This window comes from Bacteroides gallinarum DSM 18171 = JCM 13658, assembly GCF_000374365.1.
Lineage (GTDB): Bacteria > Bacteroidota > Bacteroidia > Bacteroidales > Bacteroidaceae > Bacteroides > Bacteroides gallinarum.
This window is the reverse complement of record NZ_KB894169.1, coordinates 1-25190: the sequence shown is the minus strand read 5'-3', so window position 1 is coordinate 25190 and position 25190 is coordinate 1. Positions and strand designations below refer to the sequence as shown.

Sequence of the window (25190 nt, the reverse complement as noted above, 5' to 3'; positions counted from 1 at the left end):
TTTTGCCATGCGTTCAAACGGGAACACTGAGTGAAGCCTGCCAAGCTCACTCTCATTAAAACTTTTGCGGTATTTTTCCAGAACATCAAATTCTGTGAAGCCCAAAGTTGGGTGAATTTCGGAAATATTTTGTATCTTAGCCATATCTTAGTCGGGGAATTTCCCCCGTTTTGGCCTTCAAACCTTATTTGCGGGGGAATACCTAAAGATACAAAAAAGCCAGCTAATTCGCAATATTTTGTGTATGAATTAGTTGGCTGATTTTATATTATTTACTGAATGTCCCTTTGGTGCTATGCACGTAAAATGCTGGCTGTTGCCGGAAAGGTACGATGAGAGAGTGTGTCAGTATAGGATATAGCCTGCAATTCCTGCGAGTATTATCAGTAGTATGGGGTGTATGTTCCATTTCCAGGTAATTCCGAATGCACCGGCAAAAATCAGGATACTTTTGTAGTCGATAAAATTCTCTTTATTCATCAGCAACAGGGCTGCGGCGGCTATCAGCGAAACGGACATCGGTAGCAGTCCGGACATGGCAGCCTTGATATACTTGTTGTCCTTGCATTTTACGAAGAAGTAAGAAATGAGCAGCACTAATATGAATGAGGGCAGGCAGACTGCTACTGTGGCTACGACGGCTCCCCATACACTTTGGGTAACGGCATAGCCTACGTAAGTGGCGCTGTTGATGCCGATAGGTCCCGGTGTCATCTGTGAAATGGCTACGACATCGGTAAATTGCTGGAGCGTGAGCCAGTGGTAATGGTCTACTACTTCATATTGAATCAATGAGAGCATGGCATAGCCGCCTCCGAACCCGAACATTCCGATTTTCAAATATACTAAGATTAATTGCCAGTAAATCATGCTTGTAGTTTTGCCAGTTTATCCTTTAACCATAATGTGTAAATCAGCCCGCCTGCAATGCCTGCCAGGACGATGTACACGGGCGACAATCCGCACTGCCAGATAAGCAGTGTAGCGATAGCGGGAAGTATCAGTTGCCAATATTTCAGTTTTAAAGCGCGTACGGCGGAAATGCAGGGGAACACGATTAATGCGACTACTGCCGGACGGATACCGTTGAAAATACGTATCATCACTTGGTTGTCCTGAAAATGCGCGAAAAACATAGCTATCAGCATCATTATGGCAAAAGAAGGGAGTATGGTAGCCAAAGCGCACACCAGGCTGCCTTTTACTTTGTGCAGTTTATAACCGACGAATATGGATATATTCACCGCAAATACTCCCGGCAGCGACTGGGTCAGTGCGAACATTTCCATAAAATCGCTCTTAGTCATCCATTTTTTATTTACAATCTCCCGCTCGATAAGCGGTATCATGGCATAGCCGCCACCGATAGTAAACATTCCTATTTTGGCAAATGTAAGGAATAAGACCAGGTACTTCATTTCTTTCTTATATCTATACTAAAAGAGTTGCAAGGTAGGGAAAAAAATCCACTATTGCAACTCTTTTACAGTGTATGTCAAGATGTGTATTACTTCATCTTATTCAGGTTTTCCTGTGCTTTTCCGGGTTCTACCGTTAAGGCTTTGGTGAACCATTCTTTTGCGATTTCCGTGTCGCCCGACAGCCATGCCAATACACCCAGGTTGTTCCATGCACGAGGGTCGTCTTTTACTCTTTCCAGGTATTGGCCTGCACGGTCGAAGTCGCCGTAAACGATATTGGCAGAGGCAGCATTGATGTTGGCAACGATGTCTGCGGGGTAGTTGGCAGCAGCGATTTCATACACTTCCTTGTATTCTTTCGTACCCGGCTGGAAGTTCTTGGCTACGCCGTACATTTCCTGCAGGTTCAGCATTTTGGGATTGGTGTAAATCAATGTTGCCGCTTCCGCATTGCGGACTTCACGGATTTCGTAGTCTACGGAGATAGACAGACGGCGCAGGCGGGGATAGTATTCGTTCATCATGGTACGGTACGTGGTGATGCCCAGTCCACTTTTCAGCCGTGCCTCGCGCACATCGGGGTTAGTGTATTTATTGATGATTTCCAGTGCCTTGTCTGCGTATGCGGGTTTGTCTTCTTCGAGCATCTTAATTAGTCCGTTCCAGTCTTCGCCGGCCGAACTTACATTCAGTATGCTGTCCGGGAAGTTATAGCTTCCTCTCAGGTAGAGAGCGAATGAGTCTGCCCGTTTGGTTGCTACACGGTCATTGGTCTTGGCAGAGCCGTCGGGTGAGGCATATCCGCATACGTTGATAGCTTTGAAAGTTACCAAATCGCCTTCGGTCAGCGGGTTTAGGGTTTCTTTCAGCTTTTGCAGTTCGGTTGCGTTGTTCTTGAAATCGGCTTTGAATTCCGTACCGCCTACCGCATATTCTATATATAGGGTATTTTGTTCGGAGCGGACTTTCAACGGTTTTTCCGTCGGAGTGAGGTAGGATACCATGCTCATACAAGGTTCGCAAATTGCTCCTTTCTGGGGTAATGGTTCTTCTTCTACGACAATTACGGGTTCTATCACCCGGATTTCGGGCAGTTCCAGCAAACAGTCTTTTTTGCCTTCTTGCAATATCCACATGTCTGCCTGGTTCATCCATTCTTCGTAAGGAAGGCATATGGTATAGTTCACCAGGTTCTGACGGTCGGCAGATTTTCCTTTTATTATAGTATAGGGTGCATCATAATGGCCTTTCTTGGCAAGTTTGCGGTCTTTGTGGCGCATTTTGAATTTCTTCTTGCCAGTCACTACGACAGGCGGCAGAGGTTTATAGTTTTTTCCTGCAAATAGTACCGGAGTGAAAGCGTAAGATTGCGTGCTGTTGACTTTTACGGCTTCCATATCGAACTTGAAATCCAGCGTCAGCGTATCGTTCTCCAATGTCAATACGGGCTTGGTGACTTTTACCTCACCTGCAAATGCTGCCAGGGGCAGTATGGCAAACAGCAGACAGTATATCTTTTTCATATTCTTCTTTCTTTTAGTTGATGAATTTAGAGTGATTGGGTTTCTACCGTTTTGTATTTACGTTTGTGCTTCGGTCCGAAAGTGAAGTTGATACCTAAGTTTACATTGAGGGAGGCACGGCTGATAGGCGCTCCATAGGCGGATTCTAACTTACACATGGGTACATCCGCTCCTACGAAGAAGTTGAAACCGCGTGGGTGGAAGTTCAGCATGATGCCGGCATCGGAACCGAAATTGGATAGGGCGTAGTTTACCGATGCTTCGAACCAGGAGAGGGGAGCAACATTGGCGGAAACACGGGCTTCCGTCCATGAGTGCTTGCCCTGCATGCGGGTAGTGGAGAGGAAGCCGAAGTTCAGTCGGTCGTAGGCTGGCAGAGTGTACTGGGCGCCCAGGTGCAGGGTGGCTGCGAGGGCGGTAGTACGTTTCATGCCTTCGCCTACTTTGTCGAACTTCGCGAGGTCTGCCAGGTCGTCTACCAATTCGTCTACTTGGGTGTCCAGCTTCTTGTTAGTGCTGGTTCCGTCATCCTTTACGGAGATTTCGCTAAAACCGTCGAAAGTGAATTCTTTGCTCATTGTTCCTTTGGTTGTGTTTTTCCATGAAATGAAGCCGAGGTCGAGCAAAGAGGCGGAGAATGTCCATTCATCGTTCAGCTTGTAGGTTGCTCCCAGGTCGATAGCCATACCGAAACCGGTAGGGCCGAGGTTGTCCGTATCGAAATCCAGGTCGTCATAGGAAATCTGCCCGTCGCTACCTTCTTTCAGGGTCTGTGTTCTGTCTCCGTTGGCGTCCAGTGTATAATCGTCTTCCTGGTAGTTGCCGGTTTCGCCTTTGGTCGGTACGATGAGGCCTTTGGCAGACATGTAGAGCTCGGCATTCTTCGGGGTAATAGTCCATTTATCTTGCGATGCAAGGATGTTCAGTTCGTCGATGTGCATGGTTGCTTTTGCCAGTCCTACGAGGGCTTTCACTTTAGCACCTACTGTCAGGCGTTCGTTGATTTCGCGTGCATGGCCGAAAGCTATTTCAGCATAGTTGGTCGATACGATATTCAAGTTTTTTACATTGTAGTTGCTTCCCGTTTCGCTGGCTACTCCGTTTTTCATGAACTTGAAGAGTTCGTCGGGCATGAAAATATTGGTATTCGACTTTACGGAAATGCCGAATGTATTGAAGCCTCCCCAGGCATGGAAACCTAAGGAAAGTATCGATTCATCTATGTTGGCGCCTACTTTCAGCCTTTTGGGTAATCCTTTCAGGAATTCGGCACTGCTGACTTCTTCGTTCATAAAGGTGGTGAGGTCGCCGTTGGCTTTTTTGAAGATGAAGTCGCCTACACCGGCCGTGGACTGTGCGCCGATTGTAAGATTTCCCAAACCGGGGAGGCTGACGTAGCCGCGTTCACCCATAAAAGCCGGGTTGAGTTCGTGGCGATAGGTGCTTCCTTCCAGGAAATAGATTGAACGGCTGTTTTGTGTCTGTGCCATTGCGTCACTGACTGTCAGCACCGCAGTTGCTCCGGAGAGTATAATCGCTAAAACATTTGTTCTCATTCGTTTCATTATATATGATTGTTGAATCTTTTGTTTGTATCGTATGAAGTATGTTTCTCTTAGTTCAAATCCACTTTGATACCGTTGGGTATTTTTAGTTTCATGTCTTTAAGCTGTAGCCATTGTGAGCTTAACAACTGAACATCGGTTGCCTGTCCCGGTACGGCCGTTACTTTCAGTTTCAGACCGTCCAGCTTGCTGATAGCACCTTCTGCCGTTTCGTCCAAATTGATATTGAGCGTACTCGTAACCTCGGTTTTGCCGTCTTTGCTTTCTGTAATAGTACCTTCTACGGTTACATCGATGTCTTTTATCACGTTTCCGTTGACATCTACTGCGCTGACATTGTCGTCTTTGATTTCCATTGCCAAAGGAATGGTATTGACTGCATTTATCGAGAGAATGGCTTTCTTGATATCCACATCTTCAAGGTCGAGGTCGAAGTTGTCGATAGTTTCATCATATACGATTTTCAGAGCGCTACCGAAGTTCAGGGGGATGTCGATGTCGTAGTTACCTGTCATTTCATAATCTTTCAGTTCTACCGTATAATATTGTTCGTTTTCTACTATAGGATTTAAAACTACATTTACTACATCTGGTATTTTTTTTATTAAATTGTTAATGTCTGATACTTGGATATTTTGAACTGATTGAGAATTTTCTTTGTCACTCTTTCCTGTACGAGATAAAATGATTGTATTATCACCAGGAGCCAGTAAAATCTTATTTTTATCTTTGCTTTCATTACCAATTTTTACGGTAGAACCTTCTATTGTACTACCACCTTTTTCACCATACATGATTCCATTTAACACGATAGGGGTTTGCAATGGATTGTTAGCGATGAAAGAGATAAGCGGATTGGTTATATCAAGTTCGACTGCGTCGTCAGATAGAAAGTCTGGTAGATTTTCTAATTTTACTGTAGTGACAGTCTCATTTATTTCAGGTTTGATAACACCTCTGATGCTTTTTATAGGCATAGGAGTAAGTTCTACAGTTGGATTTATTTCTAATAATGCACCATTGACTGCGCTATTTACCGTAACTTCTGTTTTTCCAGTGATAGTTACATCATCATTGATAGTTATACTGTGTTGCTCGCCAGGATATTTCCCTTTATCAGTACCTGCTTGGGTTGCAAATTTATATCCTGTTAGTTTTAGCGGATAAATGTATTCTTGATTCAGTTTTAATTCTGATTCTGTAAGTTCCAAAGTTAGTATATTATTTTCCTTATTTAACTTAGGGTCTGCCATAAATTGTAAATAATAAGGGAAAGATATTACTAAACTCGCTTTAATGGATTGGTAACTAAGGTCTCCTGTTAGCTTAAATTTTAATAATAAGTCTGTTGGTTGTATACCTTGCAGTTCCCCTATTTCTATTACTGCTTTATCTATTTGAGTTGCAGTCGCTTTAATTTTACCCTTTTTCGGAATGATATTTGTTGTAATAACATTATTCTCGATTGAACTATGTTCATTTGCCGCTGTTATTTTTTCTATTGGGTTATCAGAAGAACCATTTACGGTTATTTGTTTTACGGTTGTTGTACTCGGGATAATTTCATCTTCTTTCAATAAATGATATTCCCCGTTATCCAGCACCTTCAAATCATCTTCGCTATTCAATTCTATGATTTTATCCAGCGTTATCCTCTCCGTATATCCTACGGGAATTGCCAAATGTTCGCCACCTGCACTGATTGTCATATCAATGTCCTTGTTTAAGTCATAACTGTTATCGATGCACGATGTAGTTACTCCTAACGATGTCAATAATATAACCGCAGCTATAAGCGGTCTTTTCTTTGTGTTTAGCATCATAATTCTATTGTTTATAATCGATTTCATTGTTTATGTAGCCTGTAAAAAAAAAATGGTAAAACAGAATAATTTATAGGAAATTTGGAATACTCTTTAAAATCTGCGCAAAGATATAAATATTCTTTAATCGTGCTTTAATAAAATATTAAAAATCTAATATTATATTTATGCAAGCAGATAAATGCTACATATAAAAAGTAGTATATATTTGTATTTATATATTTCATATATCTTACTATGAATTATTATTTAGTGGTTTATTCTTAAAACTATTTAAAACATATTTATGTGGTAAGGTATAATTCATATCTTTAACACCCGAAAAAAATAAACCGATAACTTAAAAAATGATACAGGTTATACAATTACAGGGAACAGATAAACGGCTTTATGAGCTCGTAGCACCATTGGTGATGAATCCTGAAATACTAAAACAAAATTACAACTATCCTTTCCGAACCTCGGAGAATTTTGTTTGGTTCGTAGCTATAAACAAGAGAAAAGTTATAGGCTTTATACCGGTAGAGGAGAAGAAAAAGGAGTGTATCATTAACAACTATTATATAGAAGGTAATAATGAAGATACCCTGAAACTGTTATTGGAGAAAGTCGTATCGGAAACAAACGCAGATAAGGAGTTGATTTCAATTACTTTCATGGAGCATTGTTCTCTTTTTAAAGAACTGGGCTTTTCGGAGGAAAAAGTCTGGACCCGCTACGTGAAAATGAAAAAAGACAGATAACTATGGCCTTACCTAAAAATGTATACGAACTTGCACAGGAACGTTTAGAACTGGTTTTTAAAGAGTTCGATACGATATGTGTGTCCTTTTCCGGAGGAAAGGACAGCGGTGTATTGCTGAATTTGTGCATAGATTATATCCGGCGTAATAATTTAAAGCGAAAGTTATGTGTGTTTCATATGGATTATGAAATACAATATACCGTAACCATAGACTATGTAGACCGCATATTGGAAGCCAACAAGGATATTTTGGAAGTTTACCGGGTATGCGTACCTTTCAAGGTTACGACCTGTACTTCCATGTATCAGAGTTATTGGCGTCCCTGGGACGAAAGCATGAAAGACATATGGGTACGCCAGATGCCTCCGAATTCTTATACGAAAGAGGCATTCCCGTTCTATACGGAGAATATGTGGGATTACGAGTATCAGATGCATTTTGCCAAATGGTTGCATACACGAAAAGATGCAGTACGTACCTGTTTCCTTATAGGTATCCGTACGCAGGAGAGCTTCAACCGTTGGCGTAGCATTCACTTGAACCGGAAATACCAGATGTACCATAATTATAGGTGGACTTCCAAAATAGGCAACGACATATTCAATGCTTATCCTATCTATGACTGGAAAACGACGGACATTTGGACAGCCAACGGAAAGTTCGGCTTCGATTACAATCACCTGTACGATTTGTATTATAAGGCAGGCGTCAATATAGAACGCCAGCGCGTAGCCAGCCCGTTCCTTTGCGAAGCGCAGGAAAGCCTGGCTTTATATAAAGTGATAGACCCTAATACCTGGGGAAAGATGATAGGGCGCGTCAACGGAGTGAATTTTACGGGTATTTATGGCGGAACCCATGCTATGGGGTGGCAGAGTGTGCGCATTCCTAAGGGATACACCTGGAAAAGCTTCATGCAATTCCTGCTTTCTACGTTACCCGAGGAAACCCGGCGCAACTACTTAAAAAAACTGACGGTCAGCATCGAATTCTGGCGGACAAAAGGAGGATGTCTCAGCGAGAACACCATTAAGAAATTGCAGGACGCAGGTATTCCTATCGAAGTGGTGAACTATACCAATTACAAGACGAACAAGAAGCCCGTCCGCATGGATTACCTGGACGATATCGATATTGCAGAATTCCGGGAGATACCCACCTACAAGCGTATGTGCATTTGCATCTTGAAGAACGACCATGCATGCAAGTACATGGGTTTTGCCCTGACTAAAGAGGAGATATACAAACGAGACAAAATAATGGAACAATTCAAAAATATGATGTTATGAGTGTAGATAAGAGTCCGGTATATAATGTAAAAGCGGTTCCTGTGGAAAAGATACAAGCCAACGATTATAATCCTAACGTAGTGGCGCCGCCCGAAATGAAACTATTGGAACTGTCTATTTGGGAAGACGGCTTTACGATGCCCTGCGTATGCTATTACGATAAGGAGAAAGATAATTATATCTTAGTAGACGGCTACCACCGCTATCAGGTATTGAAAACTTCCAAGCGGATTTACCAGCGCGAAAACGGCTTGTTGCCGATTGTCGTAATCGACAAGGAGCTATCCAACCGTATGGCATCCACCATTCGCCATAATCGTGCACGCGGGGCGCACAACATCGAATTGATGTGCAACATCGTTGCCGAGTTAGACCATGCCGGCATGTCCGACCAGTGGATAATGAAAAACATCGGTATGGACCGCGACGAGCTGCTCCGCCTGAAGCAGATTTCAGGGCTGGCGGACTTATTTGCAAATAAAGATTTCAGCATCCCCGACAACAAGCCGGAATATATTCCTTAACATTCAAAATAAACCTTTTACAAACTTGCATATTTTAACCAAATCACCTACATTTGCCAGCACATAAACGGAACATACAGGGTTGTATGGTCTTATGACAGTAGAAAACAGTACTACATGAAAAGAATATTGGTTAGTGGCGGTGCCGGCTTTATAGGCTCTCATCTATGTACCCGGTTGGTTGAGGACGGGCACAAAGTAATATGCTTGGATAATCTTTTCACCGGTTCGGAGGAGAACATCGTTCACCTGAGGAAGCATCCCCACTTTGAATTTGTACTTCATGATGTGGAATTTCCCTATGAAGCGGAAGTAGATGAAATTTATAACCTGGCTTGTCCTGCATCCCCGATACATTATCAGCACGATTCTATAAAGACGATTAAAACCTCGGTATTGGGAGCGATTAACATGCTGGGACTCGCCAAAAAGACGAATGCAAAGATAATGCAGGCATCGACCAGCGAAATCTATGGCGACCCTATCATACATCCCCAGGTAGAAAGTTATTGGGGGAATGTAAATCCGATTGGAATCCGCTCTTGCTATGATGAAGGCAAACGTTGCGCCGAGACGCTTTTCATGGATTACCACCGGCAGAACGGGATACGCATAAAGATTATCCGCATTTTCAATACATACGGTCCGCGTATGCTGCCCAATGACGGGCGTGTGGTGTCCAATTTCGTGGTGCAGGCTCTGCGGAACGAGGATATTACGATTTACGGTTCGGGAGCCCAGACCCGCAGCTTCCAGTATGTGGACGATTTGATAGAAGGAATGGTACGCATGATGAATACGGAAGACGAGTTTATAGGACCGGTAAACCTGGGTAATCCGAACGAATTTTCCATTCTCGAGCTGGCGGAGAGAGTCATTAAGCTGACGGGGTCGAAATCGAAACTGATATTCAAGCCGTTGCCGCATGACGACCCGAAGCAGCGCCAGCCGGACATTACACTGGCGAAAAACAAACTGGGCTGGCAGCCTGCCGTTGATTTGGAAGAAGGGCTGCACCACATGATAGAATACTTTGGGAAGTATCGTTCTTGAACTGATAATATCGATAACGGGAAAAATATAATAAAAGATGAACATGGAAATAAATCCTTCCGAGTACAAAATCCTCATCGTAGATGATGTGATGTCCAACGTATTGTTGTTGAAGGTACTCTTGACAAATGAGAAGTTTGCGATTGCTACGGCAAATAACGGACAGCAGGCATTGGAGCAGGTGGATAAGGAACATCCGGATTTGGTTTTGCTGGACGTGATGATGCCGGATTTGAGCGGGTTCGAAGTAGCGCAGCGCCTCAAGGCCAACCCTGATACGGCAGATATTCCAATCATCTTTTTGACGGCGCTGAACAGTACCACAGACATCGTGAAAGGATTCCAGGTGGGCGCCAACGATTTTATTTCCAAGCCGTTCAACAAAGAAGAACTGATAATCCGCGTTACCCACCAGATTTCGTTGGTGGCGGCCAAACGTATAATCCTGAAAAAGACGGAGGAACTGCAACGCACCATTGCAGGCCGCGACAAGCTGTATTCGGTCATAGCGCACGACCTGCGTTCCCCTATGGGGTCTATTAAAATGGTGCTGAATATGCTGATTCTCAACCTGCCTGCCGAGAAAATAGGTGATGAAATGTACGAACTGCTGACTATGGCTAACCAGACGACGGAAGATGTATTCTCTCTGCTGGACAACCTGTTGAAGTGGACAAAGAGCCAAATCGGTAGCCTGAATGTCGTTTACCAGGATATCGACGTCGTAGAAGTAGTAGACAGTGTGGTCGATATTTTCAATATCGTAGCCGGTTTGAAGAAGATAACCATTCGTGAGGAAAAGCCGGAGAAACTGCCTGTCAACGCTGATATCGATATGCTGAAAACCGTTATCCGCAACCTGTTGAGCAATGCCATTAAATTCAGCAATGAAGGTTCCGAGGTGCTGGTGAAAATGGAAGAACAGGGAGACATGGTGGTAGTCAGCGTAAAGGATGAGGGCTGCGGCATCGATGAAGAAGGGCAGAAGAAACTGCTCCATACCGATACGCATTTCAGCACATTCGGAACGAAGAATGAAGAAGGTTCCGGGCTGGGATTATTGTTATGCCAGGATTTCGTAGTGAAAAATGGCGGTAAACTATGGTTCACCTCTAAAAAAGGAGAGGGCTCGACTTTCTACTTCTCCATTCCATTAAAAAAATAAATAAAGAGGGATGAAGTTCACCACAGATTGCACAGATTAACACAGCTTGAATTTAAGTATTTGATTATCAATACGGATAATCTGTGTTAATCCATGCAATCCGTGCAATCTGTGGTGAAAACCACTCTCTTTTACCCTTTCTTGCACAAGCCTTTAAAGTCGCAGTATTCGCATTTTCCCGTATCCTCGGTCTGCGTAAAAGTCTCTTCGGGATTGAATATCTCCTGCAAAAGCGCCGATAACCGTTCACGAAACTCATCTTCATAAAATGCAAAATTACCGACCGGCACTTTGGGCTGGCGCGGTGCTCCCATTTCGATAACCGGCGAGTAACTTTCGGATGCCGCCCGATGAATATACAGCAGAGACGGTGCTACCTTCAATGACTGCTTGCGGCACATAATGGCAGCATACAGGAAAGTCTGGAAGATATAACTCGGGCGGTTGTCGGAAGGAGTGAACAGTTGTTCCATATTTTCGGGAGTTTTCGGAGTACCTCCCGTCTTATAATCCACTATACGCAGGGTATCGCCTTTGCTGTCCATACGGTCTATCGTGCCGCCGATGTTCAGGGTCAATGTTCCTAAAGGAGTATCCACCTCTATCGTCTCCGTTACTTTCCGTTCCATAGCCTCCATGCAGAAAGGGGCGTATTGCAGGTCGTTGCGGAGCAATTGCCGCAGGTAAGAGGCGATAACCTTGGAATGGATAAGCTGCGTGCCGTTGTACTCGGGCTGCTCGTTTGCCTGTATGTGGAAAAACTCCTCTTTGAATGCGCTGTCCACATACATCTGTATTTTCACATCGTTACGCAACAACCGTTCCAAATCTTCCCTGCGTATCTCCTTGCCATTGGCCGTAAGGTCTTGATATACCAACTCGGCGGCACGGTGGAAAATCGTTCCGAACAAAGCGGAATCTATCTCCGCACTTACCTCATCGGGAGCTTTCAGCCCGGCAACATAACGGTAATAGAATTTCAGCCGGCAATCCAAGTACGTATTGAGTGCCGAAGGCGAAAAGAGCGCGTTGGGATGCCGCCGTGTATCGTATGTATCGTACATGCGCTGCAACACCTCGTGTGTCTTGAAAATCTCCACCTCGCGGCTGTGTTGGGGAGACTGGCCGGCTTCCAGGTACTCGCGTGAGATATCGTGCGGAGACTCTACGAGAAACTGGAGCATGAAGCGCGACATTTCACCGCGGTTCAACCCGTCGGATGCCGTATTGTATAATAAGGTGATATTCTCCGCACGCTGAATCAGACGGTAGAAGTAATAGGCATACACAGAATTTTTATGCTCGATAGTAGTCATGCCGAATGCCTTCCGCAAGTTATAAGGAATGAAAGACGAGTCGCCGCCGGCTTTGGGAAGCTGGCCTTCGTTAAGCGATAGCATGATAAGGTTGCGGAAGTCGAGATTACGTGTTTCCAGTACCCCCATAACTTGCATACCGATAGCGGGTTCGCCGTGGAACGGGATATTGGTAGAGGTGAGCAAGCGGTTCATCAGGCGTTTCAACGTATCTGCTTGCAGGCTCAGCCCATCGCTTTCTATCAGGTTGAGCAAACGGTTTACGAGGGTATAGCTCTTGAACAGCGACTCCCGGTAAAGCTGGTTGAAAATATCTTTTTCGTCTTTCTCCCGGCGATACACAACGGCTACTTCGCGCAGCAGGTCGGTGAGATAACGGCAAAGGGCGGCAATACCGTTTTGCGGGGTAAATACCTGTTCGAGATAAGCATCCCTTTTGAGTTCCGACGGTAGGGGATAGAAGCGGTTGTCTTTGGTGAGCTGCTTCTCCAACTCCTCGGCAACGGCAGAGAGCTGCCGGGTATACGGATGTTTCAACACAGTAAGCACCGCTTCGTAAGTATAACGTCCGGTATCTCTTCGGTAGCCGGTGGTCTGCAACTCCATAAGGGCGTTGAGATAGCTGTATACGGGTGTCTGTGCCAGCGGAAAGCCCATGGTTATATTGACGTTCTTCACTTCCGGAGGAATGGAATGGAGCACGGGCAGCAACAGCGCTTCGTTGCATAATACGATAGCATTCTCTTTCTCCTTGCTTGCCTCGGCGTCGTTTTTCATCACCGTACGTACCCATTCGGGCAGGTAGCGGGCTTGCGCATTTTCCGTTGGGGCAGATATGAAGCGGACTTTCTTGGGATTTCGCAAGACATCGAAAGCGGTTTCGGGCAGTTGATTGGGGAACTGCTTCAAGTTGCGCAGAATAAATTCTCCCGCTTCGTGAATGTACGGTGGTTGCTGTTCGTGGGGCAGGCGGGTGTAGAACACATCGTAATCCCAGTAGAACATGGCTTTACCCGCATCCTGCAACAGTTGGAAAAAGCGGGTTTCCACTTTATTCAGCACGTTGAAACCGACGAATACGTAGCGGTCATAGTGCAGCCGGTCGGTATCGAGCTGTTCTATGACATGGCGGTACATCATGCCCTCGTAAGCGATACCCAGCTCGGAGAGATTCTTCCGGTAATTCCTGTAAATATCCCCTAACTTGTCCCAAAGGGAAATAAACTTCTCTTTGAGCTGTGTGCGTTTGTCAATGGAGAAGTTTTGAAAGAACTGTCGTATAGCTTCTTCCTGTTCTTTATCAAGGAAGTCGTAACTATCCATGATGTTCTTCAAGTCCTGTAGGTTGCTAAACAGTTTGTCGGCATCTACAAGGTTCTTATCTACATCATCGAAGTCACTGATAAGCAGTTCTCCCCAGAAATAGAAGTCATCCAACGGCTCCTCGCTGTGCGTTTCTTCGCGGAATACCTTATACAGCTCGCACACCAGGCGGATAGGGTCGCCCGGTTTCAGCGGTGAGAGCCGGCGGAACAGTTCGCTGATGTTGACGTATGCGGGCGACCACAACGGGCGGTCACTTTGGGCAGCCAGGTATTCATTAAAGAACAGACTGGCGCGTTTATTGGGAAATACGATAGCTGTACGCGACAGGTCGTTTCCTATCTTGGAATATAAGTCTTGGGCTACTAATTGAAGGAATGTTTTCATTGTTGTTTATTTTTGATGTATTCCTCGTAAGGGATGTAGTCGATAATGAAGTATACCGGTACGGTATAGTCACAATAGGACACAGCTTTTCCGTTTTCGGTAGCGGGCTTCCATTGTGGCATTTGCTGGACTCGCTCCAATGCCATTGTATCCAGCCGCGGGTCTACGCCACGGAGTATATGAGGAGATTTTACTTTCCCGTTTTCGTCGACAGTGAAACTAACAATAGCTCTTCCGGGTATTCCGCACTCTATGGCGTGTATAGGAAGTTCTATCTTTATTTTCAGGTATTCAAACAATGCTTTTATTCCTCCGGGAAATTCGGGCATCGTCCGGTTTGTCAGCGTATCCAATGCAATGGCACTCTTTTGCCGTAGGAAATCGGAGCTTGCGGTATATGCCGGGATTGTTGCGGAAGCTATTCCTATTATCAGTATCAAGCGTTTCGCAATGGCAGGAATAATCCCAGCACACATTTGTAGGAGTGTTGTTCTTTTCATTCCTATATTTTTAAAGGTTAGCATTTACACTTTTTCTATTATTTCTTCTTCCACATACCACAGATACCCGCTGATAGCATTTGCATCGTACCCCATACGGACAAGCAATTCTATATACCCTTGTACCTGCCTGTTATATTTCTTGTTGGGCTTGCCGAACTTGAAGTCCACGACTACGATTTCGCCGTTGCACATCATTACACGGTCTGGGCGGCGGTTGCGCAACTCCCCGTTCTCTTGCCAGATAATGTCGCATTCGTTGAATAACCGCCACGAGCCCGAATACCAGTCTTTGATTTGCGGCTGCGAGAATGCCCGGCGGGTCAGTTCGCGTATTTCTTCCTCGGTTTCGATACGTCCGATGATGCCCTCGAATACCAGACGGCTGATAGCCCCGTCGATGTCCGCTTCCGTTTCGATAGCAGAGAACAATGTATGCAGCAGGCGGCCGCGGTCGATGAAACGCCGGCTGGATTCGGCTTCATCCACTCCGGCTATGAAGTCGGCGGAACGGTTGGACTGGCGGAATTCGATGTCATGGCGCATACTCTCCATATGTACCGGGAGCTTCACCGGTTTCTGGGCAAGCTTGTTGACGGGAGCGGGAGCGTCTTTTTGAGAAGAATCCGGCGAGGGGCATATCATTCCGCTTTCATATACACCTTCGTCCTCATCCCAACAGCCTTCTCCCGCTTGGGCTACTTGGGGCAGGGTGGCGGAGAGGAGCTCGGACATAGTACCTTTCTGCCCTTCTTTGCTCCATAGTATCAGGTTCTTACCGGCACGGGTAAACGCTACGTAGAGCAAGTTCAGGTTATCCACCCACAACTGCAACCGCTCGTCGAGATAATCCCGGCGGTAAACGGATTCCGCCATTGCGGAAGAATAGTTGACGGGGACGAGGTCTATCGCATCGTAAGGCGGTTCGGGAGCGGTACACCACACCAGTTGGTTGTACGTTTCGTTCTCTAACTTCCAGTCGCAGAAAGGAACAAGAACGGTATGGAACTCCAATCCTTTGGATTTATGAATGGAGAAGATGCGTATGCCGTCCATTTCTCCGCTAGGGATTGTCTTGGAGCATAGCGTTTCGTCCCAGTAACGGATAAAGCCGTCGAGGTCGGAAGAATTGTTTTGCAAGTACTCCGTTACCGCATCGAAGAACGAAAACAGGTAGGCATCCTGCTTTTCGATACTGCCCATATCGAACAGCGTGAACAATTCCTCCAAGAGCTCGTAGAGAGGCATCAGGCGTAATTCGTCCATGCGTGATACGAACTCTGCGGGAAGTGCAACCCCGGCATCGGCAGTCAGCATCTTATGCCAGTCCCTTCGCGGTGCGTCCGTAACCTGCTCCGGATTGTCCGCATCCTCTCCGGCGCTCTCTGCCGCTCCGTCTGCTGTACGGGCGGCAGTTTCCTGTTGCAGTCTGTAATCGGTAACCAGCGAAGTCCTTGCTATCTTTTCTTCTGGGTCAGACAGGTAACGCAAGGCATCTATCAGCATGCGGATAGCGAGGGAGGCATCCAGGCGGAAAGCTTCGTCCGAAACCACGGGTAGATGCAGCTCCTTGTCGAAATAGTCCGCGATGAGGGGGATATTCTTGTTTTTGCGTACAAGAATGGTGATGTCGTTCAGCTTTACGCCTTCCGATAACAGGCGCTGTACCTCCTCACCCAAATCCGCTAACGTTTTTCGGGTATAGTCGAGCTCCTCATCGGGCTTTATGAAAGAAACTTTGACGTACCCTCTGCTTTCCGCTTTGGGAGATTCCTGGGTAACATCGGCGTATGCACGTTTCAGCGGAACGCATTCCTCTTTCAGTTCCTTTAAGTGCAGCGAATTCAGATAATCCACTGCGGAGGTGAACAGGCGGTTGTTGAAACGGATGATATTCGCTTCGCTCCGGCGGTTTATCTTCAAGGTTTCCACACGTACCGGAAAGGGAAACGGGTGTTGAATACTGTCGTTGTAAAGTAGAGGTTTAGCGTCGTAAACCTCTACTTTAGCGTCGTAGAGTTGAGGTTTGGCGCGGCTGTCTCCCAGGCTGTTCAATATCCTCCAGTCGCCGTTCCGCCAACGGTAAATGGATTGCTTCACATCGCCTACTATCAGGCTGTCCGCACCTTGCGAGAGCCCCTCGAGCAGCAGCAGTCGGAAGTTGTCCCATTGCATGCGGCTTGTGTCCTGAAACTCGTCAATCATGACGTTGCGGATGTTGGCGCCTATCTTCTCGAATACGAAAGAGGAGTCTCCCTCGTGTACTAATTTGTGCAGCAGGGCGTTGGTGTCGGATAGCAGGAAACGGTTGTGCTCATGGTTCAGCGTGCGTACCTCCTCGTCGATGTGGTTCAGCAGTTGCAGTTTATTGAGGTGTTGCAACGAGAGCCGGCAACTGTTTATCGTACGGTTTTTCTGCGGGCGCAGCCTTTCCGCATCTTGCAGCAGGGGTATCAGGCTGGTTTCCGCAAGGCGGATAATGTCCTCTTTGCGCGGAGATGTTTTTGCAGCCCAGTTTTTGGCATCCGCCAGGCTGTTCTGTAAGGTGGCATTTAGCACATCCTTGTCTGCCAGCCGCCCGTCGCGCAGTTTGCGGAAGTAACCGCCTATTCCGCGTGCGCCGCCTTTCAAATCTTCGGGTACGAGGGCATGGCATTCCAGCTCGCCTTCGAACTGGTCGTAGAAGCCTTTCATCTGTTCCAGCGCATCGGTCTCCATTTCGCGCAGCACGTCCCGGTAGAGTTTCAGTGTTTCGGGAGAGCGGAGTTTGAGCCGCAGCCCTTCGCCCCGTTCTATATAGCTTTCATCGAAAATGTTCCGTCCGAAGCTCTTGACCTCGTTGGATACGTTCCAGCGTTTGTCGTCGGCAATGCGCTCGTTGATGTAGTCCAGCAGCCATGCCAGTACGGGTGAGGAGGGCGTAAGCTTTTCAATCATGCTATCCACGGCATCGCTCAGTACATCGGCGTTATTCAGTTCGATGTTCAGGTTGGGGCTGAGCTCCAGCTCGCGTGCCAGGTTACGCATGACCGACTGGAAAAACGAGTCGATTGTTTCCACACGGAAGCGGCTGTAATCGTGCAGCATATATTGCAATGCCATTCCTGCACGCCGGCGCAGCTCATTGCGCGGCAGGGGAGGCGTTGTCCGCCTCTTTTCCAAATCTTCCTCGATACGTTTCAGGTAGGCGTCCGATGCAGGGTCTTCCTTCCAGATACCGTAGAGTTGCGTCAGGATGCGTTCTTTCATTTCTGCCGTGGCTTTGTTGGTAAAGGTTACGGCAAGTATCTGCCGGTAGGCACGTGGATTGAGAATCAACAGTTTGATGTATTCCACGGCCAGCGTAAAGGTTTTTCCCGAACCGGCGGAGGCTTTATATACTAATAGTTCCATATGGATTTGCAGCTTTGAAGTTCATCTGCAAACATACGTAAAAATCATGAGATAGGCTTAAGGATAGTGCGAAAAACAAGCCGTACAAAAAGGGCTGCACCTCTTTATCCGTTGGGGTGCAACCCTTCCATGCGTTTCTTATAGAACGGTCTGCGGGCGGTTTATCCTCACTTAAAGAACAGGTGTCTGGAACAGAAATGTGAAAGAGGGACTCTCCTTCAAATCCTTTACGGCATCGCCCGCATATATTTCTCCGCCGGTCAGCGGAAGCTTCTTTATACCGGCGCCGGGGCTGAAATCTATCTTCTTCAAGTCGAGCCAGAAAAGGTTAGGGGTGAGGGTCGATTCGAAGTAATATACCTTGTCTCTCTGGTTGGAGACGGAACGCCAGCGGGTGGAGGAGATATGGGGCTTGTCCGGTGTGGTAATTCCGAACGGAACGGATACGGAGCGCATCACGCTCAGTACACTGGGTACTGCAATTCCGGCGTCTGCCGTCTGCGGAATGGCGTGTATATAGAAGGATGCACGTACAAAACGGTCGCTGGAACGGTTGGTTCCCGGCAGCATTTGCAGACCGCCGATTTCTTCCCAATAATCGTTGACAGCCAACTGGTACTCGTACCTGGGCGAGTTGGTCATTACCCGGTACTCTTTGCCCTCGTGGATGCTCAGCTTGCCGTCCAGGTATTCCAGGATAGCAGTGTTGCCGGTTTCGTCCGTAATAGCCATGTGGAGGGTAGAGGCTGAACCGTTCGGCATTTGGGGGGCATCGATACGGAATGTTTCTTTCTTCAGCTCATCTACGGCTTCGCGCACGGTGGCGAAGTTGTCGAGCACGTACTGCGTCCAGATGCTGATGCCCATTACGGGGCGCGTGTCTCCCGGACGGTCGTACACGGACTCCGGCAGGAACAGCAGGCTGGCTACCAGTCCTTTTTCGTTCATCCCGTCGCACGTGCCTATGTCGTAGCCCGTTGCAACGACGCTGCCGTACTTGGAAGTCCATTTCACAGTTTCGCCCTTATTGTATCCGGCTCTTTGTATTCCCCGCGGAAAGACGTAGATATTGCTCATGATATCTTCTTTCCAGTCCATTGTGCGGCCTGTAATAACCATATCGTCCGGTCCGATGTAAGTGGCGCGCGTACACGCCTCCGCCCGTTGCATGCCCGGTAAAAACAAGGCAGCCAGGGACATGAAGGCTACCATTCCTCTTTTCGTATTCATAAACTTGCTTATTAAATGATTTGTATACGAAAAGTAACAACGGCGACCTGATTTTGTTTTACTCCTCTTTCCCTTTCAGCAGTTCTTCCATTTTCAGCACTTCGTCGCGGTATTGCGCCGCTTCGATAAAGTCGAGCTTCTTGGCTGCTTCCTGCATGAGCTTCCTGGTACGCTCGATACTCTTTTCGAGCTGGGCACGGCTCATATACTGAACAATCGGGTCGGCGGCGAGCGTAGCGGTACTTTCCTGTTCCACATAGGGACGGGGAGCCGTGCCGGACGCTTTTTCTTTGCCGGTGCCGCCTGCTGCATATCCTTCTGTGCCGGCAAACACATTGAGGTTCTTCGCTTTCTTGATTTGCTGGGGAGTAATGCCGTGTTCTTCGTTGTACCTCAACTGCTTTTCGCGGCGGCGGTTGGTTTCGTCGATAGTAAGCTGCATGCTTTCCGTAATTTTGTCGGCATACATGATAACCATGCCGTTCACGTTACGGGCGGCGCGTCCCGCCGTCTGGGTCAGCGAACGGTGGGAGCGGAGGAATCCCTCCTTATCCGCATCGAGAATAGCCACGAGCGATACCTCGGGCAAATCCAGTCCTTCCCTCAGGAGATTGACGCCGACGAGCACATCGTATTCGCCTTCGCGCAAATCGCTCATAATCTTTACACGCTCCAGGGTGTCTACATCGCTGTGGATGTAGTTGCATCTTACATTGTTGTTGAGCAGGTATTCCGTCAGCTCTTCCGCCATGCGCTTGGTCAGCGTGGTAACGAGCGTGCGCTCGTTGCGTTCGATGCGTAACTGGATTTCCTCCATTAAGTCGTCTATCTGGTTGTGGCTGGGGCGCACTTCGATAATGGGGTCTAACAGCCCGGTAGGGCGGATTACCTGCTCCACTACGATTCCTTCGGACTGCATCAGCTCGTAATCGGCAGGGGTGGCGCTAACGTATATCACTTGCTTTGCCAGCGATTCGAATTCCTCGAACTTCAGCGGTCGGTTATCCATTGCGGCGGGAAGGCGGAAACCGTATTCCACGAGGTTTGTTTTCCGGGCACGGTCGCCGCCGTACATGGCGCGTATCTGCGGAACGCTGACGTGGCTTTCGTCGATGACGATGAGAAAATCATCGGGGAAGAAGTCCAGCAGGCAGTAAGGGCGCGTGCCTGCTGCACGTCCGTCGAAATAGCGCGAATAGTTTTCTATGCCCGAGCAGTGCCCTAATTCGCGTATCATTTCCATATCGTAGGTCACACGTTCCTGCAACCGTCTGGCCTCTAAGGAACGCCCCTCGCTTTCAAACAGTTCCACCTGCTTGTGCAAATCGTCCTCTATCTCGTGGATAGCCCGCAGGGTGGCTTCTTTGGTAGTCATGAAAAGATTGGCGGGATATATCTTGTAAGCATCGAACCGGGCGATTGTAACGCCGCTTATGGGGTCTACCTCTTCGATGCCGTCTATCTCGTCTCCCCAGAAGATGATGCGCAGTATATTGTCCGTGTAGGCGAGGTAGATGTCTACGGTATCGCCCTTCACCCGGAAATTCCCGCGGTTCAGGTCGATGTCGTTACGTACGTAAAGGCTGTCCACGAGCCGGCGCAGGAATACGTTACGGCTGTAATTCTTCCCCTGCTGTACTTCGATTACGTTGTTGTAGAAATCCGCCGGGTTGCCCATGCCGTAGATGCACGATACGGAAGATACCACCACCACATCTTTGCGCCCGGAAAGCAGGGCGGAGGTGGCAGCAAGCCGAAGCTTGTCTATCTCGTCGTTGATAGCGAGGTCTTTTTCTATATAAGTGTCCGAAGAAGGCAGGTAGGCTTCGGGCTGGTAATAGTCGTAGTAAGATACGTAATATTCTACCGCATTGTTCGGAAAAAATCCCTTGAACTCACTGTATAGCTGTGCGGCCAGTGTCTTGTTGTGGCTCAAAATCAGCGTAGGCTTGTTGATGTTGGCTATGACATTGGCAATGGTGAATGTCTTTCCGGAACCCGTGACGCCGAGCAGGGTTTGTGCCGGAATTCCCTCGCGCACACCTTCGGTAAGCTGTGCGATAGCTTCCGGCTGGTCGCCGGTAGGTCGGTAGGCGGATGTTAACTCGAATTTGTTCATTTTCTCTCTTTAAGAAGCGGCAATATTCGGGAAAATCTTTGAGATAAACAAAATTATTTGTTTACTTTGCGATATAAAATCAATAATAACCATTAATGTAATACAACGAAAACATGATTTGGAACGAGAGTATCGAATGCATGGAGCGTGAGAACCTTCGCAAAATCCAGAGTATTCGCCTTAAAAAGACGGTGGAGCGTGTATATCACGACACTCCTTTCTATCGCAGGAAAATGCAGGAATTGGGTATTACCCCCGATGATATCAACAGCATCGACGATATCGTAAAGCTTCCTTTTACTACGAAATACGACCTTCGGGACAATTATCCTTTCGGGCTTTGTGCTGTTCCCATGAGCCAGATTGTACGTATCCATGCCTCTTCCGGCACTACGGGAAAACCTACCGTGGTGGGATATACGCGTAAAGACCTCTCGGCGTGGGCGGAATGCCTGTCGCGCGCTTTTACGGCATACGGAGCCGGCAGTTCGGATGTTTTCCAGGTGTCGTACGGATACGGGCTTTTTACAGGTGGGCTGGGTGCTCATGCCGGTGCGGAGAATATCGGCGCTTCCGTTATTCCGATGTCCAGCGGCAATACGGAGAAGCAGATTACCCTGATGCACGATTTCGGCTCTACGGTGCTTTGTTGCACTCCTTCTTATGCCTTGTACCTGGCGGATGCCATTAAGGATTCCGGTTTGCCGTGCAACGAATTCAAATTGAAAATAGGTGCTTTCGGTGCAGAGCCGTGGACGGAGAATATGCGCCGCGACATAGAGGCTAAGTTGGGTATAAAGGCTTACGATATTTACGGGCTGAGCGAGGTAGCCGGTCCCGGTGTGGGGTACGAATGCGAATGCCAGCACGGTACGCACCTTAATGAAGACCATTATTTCCCGGAGATAGTAGACCCGGAAACGCTCGAACCCGTCGCACCGGGTGAAACGGGCGAGCTGGTATTTACCCACCTTACCAAAGAGGGTATGCCGCTGTTGCGCTACCGTACCAAAGACCTCACAGCCCTGCACTACGACAAATGCCCCTGCGGGCGTACATTGGTGCGCATGGACCGTATTCTCGGACGCAGCGACGATATGCTTATCATCCGCGGCGTCAATGTATTCCCCACGCAGATTGAATCCGTCATTCTGGAAATGCCCGAGTTCGAGCCGCATTACCTGCTGGTGGTAGACCGTAAGAACAATACGGATACCATGGAGCTGCAAGTGGAGGTACGTCCGGAATATTATTCCGACGAGATTAACAAGATGCTGGCTTTGAAGAAGAAACTTACCGCACGCCTGCAAAGCGTACTCGGCCTGGGGGTGGATGTCCGCTTGGTAGAACCGCGCAGCATCGAGCGCAGCGTAGGTAAGGCGAAGCGTGTCATCGATAACCGCAAATTGTAATTCGTAAATAGTAAATCGTCAAATCTAAATTAAATTTATGGTAGCCAAACAACTTTCTATTTTTCTGGAGAACAAATCCGGCCGCCTCACGGAAGTGACGGAAGTCCTTGCCAAGGAGGGCGTCAACCTTTCGGCGCTTTGCATAGCCGAGAATGCAGATTTCGGTATTCTCCGCGGTATCGTATCCGAGCCGGACAAGGCATACAAGGCTTTGAAGGATAATCATTTTGCCGTGAATGTAACCGATGTGGTAGGTATCAGTTGCCCCAATATTCCCGGTTCGCTGGCGAAGGTGCTCCGCTGCCTGTCCGATGAGGGCGTTTTCATCGAGTATATGTACTCTTTCGCCAATGGGCAGACCGCCAATGTCATCATCCGTCCTAACGATATGGAGAACTGCATCCGGGTGCTGACGGAGAAAAAAGTGGATTTGCTGGCTGCGAGCGACTTGTATAAACTTTAAAAGGCGGCAGGACGCCGGGCGGCCGAGCGGTAGTTTTTGAAAAATTAAGGTTCGTATCGTTGTTTAATTCGATACGAACCTCTATCTTTGCGCATTATTTGTTTGAACGAAAATAATGAAGAAGAACATCCTTATAACTTTGCTTGCAGCACTGCTGCTCTCCTCATGCGGAGAATACAACAAGTTGCTGAAAAGCACAGACTACGAATACAAGTATGAAGCGGCAAAGAATTACTTCGCAAAAGGCCAGTATAGCCGTGCCGCGACCCTGCTGAACGAATTGATTGCCATTCTTAAAGGAACCGACAAGGCGGAAGAATCGCTCTACATGCTGGGCATGAGCTATTATAACCAGCAGGATTACCAAACTGCCGCCCAAACGTTTACCCAATACTACAATGTGTACCCGCGCGGTACGTTTACCGAACTGGCGCGTTTCCATGCCGGGAAAGCCCTGTATCTGGATACGCCGGAACCCCGTTTAGACCAGTCGGGCACGTACAATGCAATCCAGCAGTTGCAGATGTTCCTCGAATATTTTCCGCAAAGCTCTAAGAAAGACGAAGCCCAGAGCATGATATTCACTTTGCAGGATAAGCTGGTTATGAAGGAGTACCTGTCCGCCAAACTGTATTATAACTTGGGCAATTACCTGGGCAACAACTACGAGTCTTGCGTTATTACTGCACAGAACGCACTGAAAGACTATCCTTATACCAATATGCGCGAGGACTTGTCCATTCTTATTCTGCGTGCCAAGTACGAAATGGCGATATACAGCGTAGAGGATAAGAGGGCGGAGCGTTATCGCGAGACGGTGGATGAATATTACGCTTTCAAGAATGAATTCCCCGAAAGCAAGTACATGAAAGATGCCGACCGCATCTTCAAGGAAGCGCAGAAAATTCTGAAAGACTGACCGACCGAGAGAATATAGCTAATAGAATAAATTTAATTTAGATAGAAATTTATGGATTACAGAAAGACGAATGCTCCTGCTACTACGGTAACCCGTGATATGATGGAGTTGTGTGAGGATACCGGTAATGTATATGAGAGTGTAGCGATTATTGGTAAGCGTGCCAATCAAATCAGTGTTGAAATCAAGAACGACCTTTCCAAGAAGTTGGCGGAATTCGCTTCTTACAACGACAATCTTGAAGAAGTATTCGAAAATCGCGAGCAGATTGAAATATCCCGCTATTATGAGAAATTGCCGAAACCTACTTTGATTGCCACTCAGGAATATCTTGAAGGTAAGGTATATTATCGTAATCCTGCTAAGGAAAAAGAAAAATTGCAGTAATGATACAACGCATTCAATCCGTCTATTTGTTATTGGTGGCTATTCTGCTGGTAGTGGCTGTTTGCCTGCCGGTGGGACAGTTCATAGGTTCGGATGGGGCGGCTCATGTATTCAAGCCGTTGGGGGTAACTTCGGCCGACGGGAATTTCCAGTCTACATGGGGCTTGTTCGGCATTCTTTTGCTGAGTGCGGTTATCGCATTATGCACTATTTTCCTGTTCCGTAACCGTATGCTGCAAATTCGTATGACGATATTCGGCAGCCTTTTGCTGATAGGCTACTACATTGCCTTTTTCGTATTCATGTTTATCCTGAAGAAAGACCTGAATGCAATGGGGTTCCAGATAGGGTGGGCTTTATGCCTTCCGGCTGTGTGTATCATACTGGATTACCTGACTTTCCGTGCCGTTTACCGTGACGAACTAATGGTAAGGGCTGCGGATAGGCTGAGATAAATCGAGCCCCGTTTTCCGTAAAAGGAACGGGAGATGAAATAACAAAGCAGGGCATGCGTTACGAAAACGCATGCCCTGCTTTGGGACATTCAGTAAATAATATAAAATCAGCCAACTAATTCATACACAAAATATTGCGAATTAGCTGGCTTTTTTGTATCTTTAGGTATTCCCCCG

Annotated in this window: 20 protein-coding genes and 1 pseudogene; 10 read left to right on the top strand and 11 right to left on the bottom strand. The window is 47.2% G+C overall.

All coding sequences use genetic code 11. The annotated features are described in order from the left end of the window. The 6 genes and pseudogenes from C233_RS25200 to C233_RS0119550 form a co-directional block, all read right to left on the bottom strand. Positions 1-144: pseudogene (locus C233_RS25200) on the bottom strand (DDE transposase); the annotation flags it as partial. Positions 145-345: 201 nt separating this feature from the next. Next, positions 346-870 carry a chromate transporter gene (locus C233_RS0119570; protein ID WP_018669214.1) on the bottom strand — a complete coding sequence of 175 codons (525 nt, stop codon included), beginning with the start codon at positions 868-870 and terminating at the stop codon, positions 346-348. Further along, positions 867-1418, bottom strand: coding sequence for a chromate transporter (locus C233_RS0119565; RefSeq protein WP_018669213.1), 552 nt, complete (start codon positions 1416-1418; stop codon positions 867-869). The genes C233_RS0119570 and C233_RS0119565 overlap by 4 nt, the downstream gene beginning before the upstream one ends. A gap of 89 nt (positions 1419-1507) precedes the next feature. After that, entirely contained in the window at positions 1508-2944 is a 1437-nt protein-coding gene (locus C233_RS0119560) for a DUF3868 domain-containing protein (protein WP_018669212.1), read from the bottom strand. A gap of 26 nt (positions 2945-2970) precedes the next feature. Beyond that, complete coding sequence (locus C233_RS0119555) at positions 2971-4545, bottom strand: DUF5723 family protein (protein WP_025069147.1); 1575 nt, start codon at positions 4543-4545, stop codon at positions 2971-2973. 14 nt (positions 4546-4559) lie between these two features. Continuing rightward, on the bottom strand, positions 4560-6218 hold the full coding sequence (locus C233_RS0119550; protein ID WP_034778431.1) for a hypothetical protein: 1659 nt from the start codon (positions 6216-6218) through the stop codon (positions 4560-4562). Positions 6219-6679: 461 nt separating this feature from the next. Here C233_RS0119550 and C233_RS0119545 point away from each other — a divergent pair, with 461 nt between their 5' ends. From C233_RS0119545 to C233_RS0119525, 5 genes are all read left to right on the top strand, one after another. Continuing rightward, entirely contained in the window at positions 6680-7075 is a 396-nt protein-coding gene (locus C233_RS0119545; RefSeq protein WP_018669209.1) for a hypothetical protein, read from the top strand. A gap of 2 nt (positions 7076-7077) precedes the next feature. Beyond that, a complete protein-coding gene (locus C233_RS0119540) occupies positions 7078-8367 on the top strand; it encodes a DUF3440 domain-containing protein (RefSeq protein ID WP_018669208.1) in 1290 nt (429 codons plus the stop codon). Further along, entirely contained in the window at positions 8364-8891 is a 528-nt protein-coding gene (locus C233_RS0119535; protein WP_018669207.1) for an IbrB-like domain-containing protein, read from the top strand. Before C233_RS0119540 ends, C233_RS0119535 begins: the two co-directional genes overlap by 4 nt. Positions 8892-9008: 117 nt before the next feature. Continuing rightward, a complete protein-coding gene (locus tag C233_RS0119530) occupies positions 9009-9944 on the top strand; it encodes a UDP-glucuronic acid decarboxylase family protein (RefSeq protein WP_025069149.1) in 936 nt (311 codons plus the stop codon). Between the two features lie 37 nt (positions 9945-9981). Further along, positions 9982-11109, top strand: a complete 1128-nt coding sequence (locus C233_RS0119525; RefSeq protein ID WP_018669205.1) for a hybrid sensor histidine kinase/response regulator — start codon at positions 9982-9984, stop codon at positions 11107-11109. Between the two features lie 131 nt (positions 11110-11240). On the opposite strand, the gene C233_RS0119520 is transcribed toward C233_RS0119525, so the two are convergent. The 5 genes from C233_RS0119520 to uvrB all read right to left on the bottom strand — a co-directional run bounded on the left by C233_RS0119520 (position 11241) and on the right by uvrB (position 21377). Then, positions 11241-14135: a PD-(D/E)XK nuclease family protein gene (locus C233_RS0119520; protein ID WP_018669204.1), complete on the bottom strand. Its 2895-nt coding sequence runs from the start codon at positions 14133-14135 to the stop codon at positions 11241-11243. Then, positions 14132-14635, bottom strand: coding sequence for an energy transducer TonB (locus C233_RS23305; RefSeq protein WP_164835512.1), 504 nt, complete (start codon positions 14633-14635; stop codon positions 14132-14134). The genes C233_RS0119520 and C233_RS23305 overlap by 4 nt, the downstream gene beginning before the upstream one ends. A gap of 24 nt (positions 14636-14659) precedes the next feature. Next, positions 14660-18028 (bottom strand): UvrD-helicase domain-containing protein, encoded by a 3369-nt coding sequence (locus C233_RS0119510; protein WP_018669202.1) that lies wholly within the window; start codon positions 18026-18028, stop codon positions 14660-14662. A gap of 171 nt (positions 18029-18199) precedes the next feature. Beyond that, positions 18200-19258, bottom strand: a complete 1059-nt coding sequence (locus C233_RS0119505) for a linear amide C-N hydrolase (protein ID WP_025069151.1) — start codon at positions 19256-19258, stop codon at positions 18200-18202. Positions 19259-19316: 58 nt separating this feature from the next. Beyond that, positions 19317-21377 (bottom strand): excinuclease ABC subunit UvrB, encoded by a 2061-nt coding sequence (gene uvrB, locus C233_RS0119500; protein ID WP_018669200.1) that lies wholly within the window; start codon positions 21375-21377, stop codon positions 19317-19319. Between the two features lie 113 nt (positions 21378-21490). On the opposite strand from uvrB, the gene C233_RS0119495 reads away from it, so the two are divergent. The 5 genes from C233_RS0119495 (at position 21491) to C233_RS0119475 (ending at position 25013) form a co-directional block, all read left to right on the top strand. After that, the gene (locus C233_RS0119495; protein WP_018669199.1) at positions 21491-22789 is read left to right on the top strand and encodes a phenylacetate--CoA ligase family protein; all 1299 of its coding nucleotides are present in this window, start codon (positions 21491-21493) and stop codon (positions 22787-22789) included. A gap of 37 nt (positions 22790-22826) precedes the next feature. Next, positions 22827-23252: a hypothetical protein gene (locus C233_RS0119490; protein ID WP_004290856.1), complete on the top strand. Its 426-nt coding sequence runs from the start codon at positions 22827-22829 to the stop codon at positions 23250-23252. 115 nt (positions 23253-23367) lie between these two features. Beyond that, positions 23368-24171, top strand: a complete 804-nt coding sequence (locus tag C233_RS0119485) for an outer membrane protein assembly factor BamD (protein ID WP_018669198.1) — start codon at positions 23368-23370, stop codon at positions 24169-24171. A gap of 51 nt (positions 24172-24222) precedes the next feature. Beyond that, positions 24223-24558, top strand: a complete 336-nt coding sequence (locus C233_RS0119480; RefSeq protein ID WP_018669197.1) for a DNA-directed RNA polymerase subunit omega — start codon at positions 24223-24225, stop codon at positions 24556-24558. Continuing rightward, entirely contained in the window at positions 24558-25013 is a 456-nt protein-coding gene (locus C233_RS0119475; protein WP_018669196.1) for a DUF4293 domain-containing protein, read from the top strand. Before C233_RS0119480 ends, C233_RS0119475 begins: the two co-directional genes overlap by 1 nt. The last annotated feature ends 177 nt before the right edge of the window (positions 25014-25190 follow it).

Coding starts and splice junctions, on each gene's coding strand:
- C233_RS0119520 (WP_018669204.1), bottom strand. CDS start 14,135: ATGAAAACATTCCTTCAATTAGTAGCCCAAGACTTATATTCCAAGATA.
- C233_RS23305 (WP_164835512.1), bottom strand. CDS start 14,635: ATGAAAAGAACAACACTCCTACAAATGTGTGCTGGGATTATTCCTGCC.
- C233_RS0119505 (WP_025069151.1), bottom strand. CDS start 19,258: ATGAATACGAAAAGAGGAATGGTAGCCTTCATGTCCCTGGCTGCCTTG.
- C233_RS0119565 (WP_018669213.1), bottom strand. CDS start 1,418: ATGAAGTACCTGGTCTTATTCCTTACATTTGCCAAAATAGGAATGTTT.
- C233_RS0119475 (WP_018669196.1), top strand. CDS start 24,558: ATGATACAACGCATTCAATCCGTCTATTTGTTATTGGTGGCTATTCTG.
- C233_RS0119510 (WP_018669202.1), bottom strand. CDS start 18,028: ATGGAACTATTAGTATATAAAGCCTCCGCCGGTTCGGGAAAAACCTTT.
- C233_RS0119570 (WP_018669214.1), bottom strand. CDS start 870: ATGATTTACTGGCAATTAATCTTAGTATATTTGAAAATCGGAATGTTC.
- C233_RS0119480 (WP_018669197.1), top strand. CDS start 24,223: ATGGATTACAGAAAGACGAATGCTCCTGCTACTACGGTAACCCGTGAT.
- C233_RS0119535 (WP_018669207.1), top strand. CDS start 8,364: ATGAGTGTAGATAAGAGTCCGGTATATAATGTAAAAGCGGTTCCTGTG.
- C233_RS0119490 (WP_004290856.1), top strand. CDS start 22,827: ATGGTAGCCAAACAACTTTCTATTTTTCTGGAGAACAAATCCGGCCGC.
- C233_RS0119495 (WP_018669199.1), top strand. CDS start 21,491: ATGATTTGGAACGAGAGTATCGAATGCATGGAGCGTGAGAACCTTCGC.
- C233_RS0119530 (WP_025069149.1), top strand. CDS start 9,009: ATGAAAAGAATATTGGTTAGTGGCGGTGCCGGCTTTATAGGCTCTCAT.
- C233_RS0119485 (WP_018669198.1), top strand. CDS start 23,368: ATGAAGAAGAACATCCTTATAACTTTGCTTGCAGCACTGCTGCTCTCC.
- C233_RS0119545 (WP_018669209.1), top strand. CDS start 6,680: ATGATACAGGTTATACAATTACAGGGAACAGATAAACGGCTTTATGAG.
- C233_RS0119550 (WP_034778431.1), bottom strand. CDS start 6,218: ATGACAATCAGTGCAGGTGGCGAACATTTGGCAATTCCCGTAGGATAT.
- C233_RS0119540 (WP_018669208.1), top strand. CDS start 7,078: ATGGCCTTACCTAAAAATGTATACGAACTTGCACAGGAACGTTTAGAA.
- C233_RS0119560 (WP_018669212.1), bottom strand. CDS start 2,944: ATGAAAAAGATATACTGTCTGCTGTTTGCCATACTGCCCCTGGCAGCA.
- uvrB (WP_018669200.1), bottom strand. CDS start 21,377: ATGAACAAATTCGAGTTAACATCCGCCTACCGACCTACCGGCGACCAG.
- C233_RS0119525 (WP_018669205.1), top strand. CDS start 9,982: ATGAACATGGAAATAAATCCTTCCGAGTACAAAATCCTCATCGTAGAT.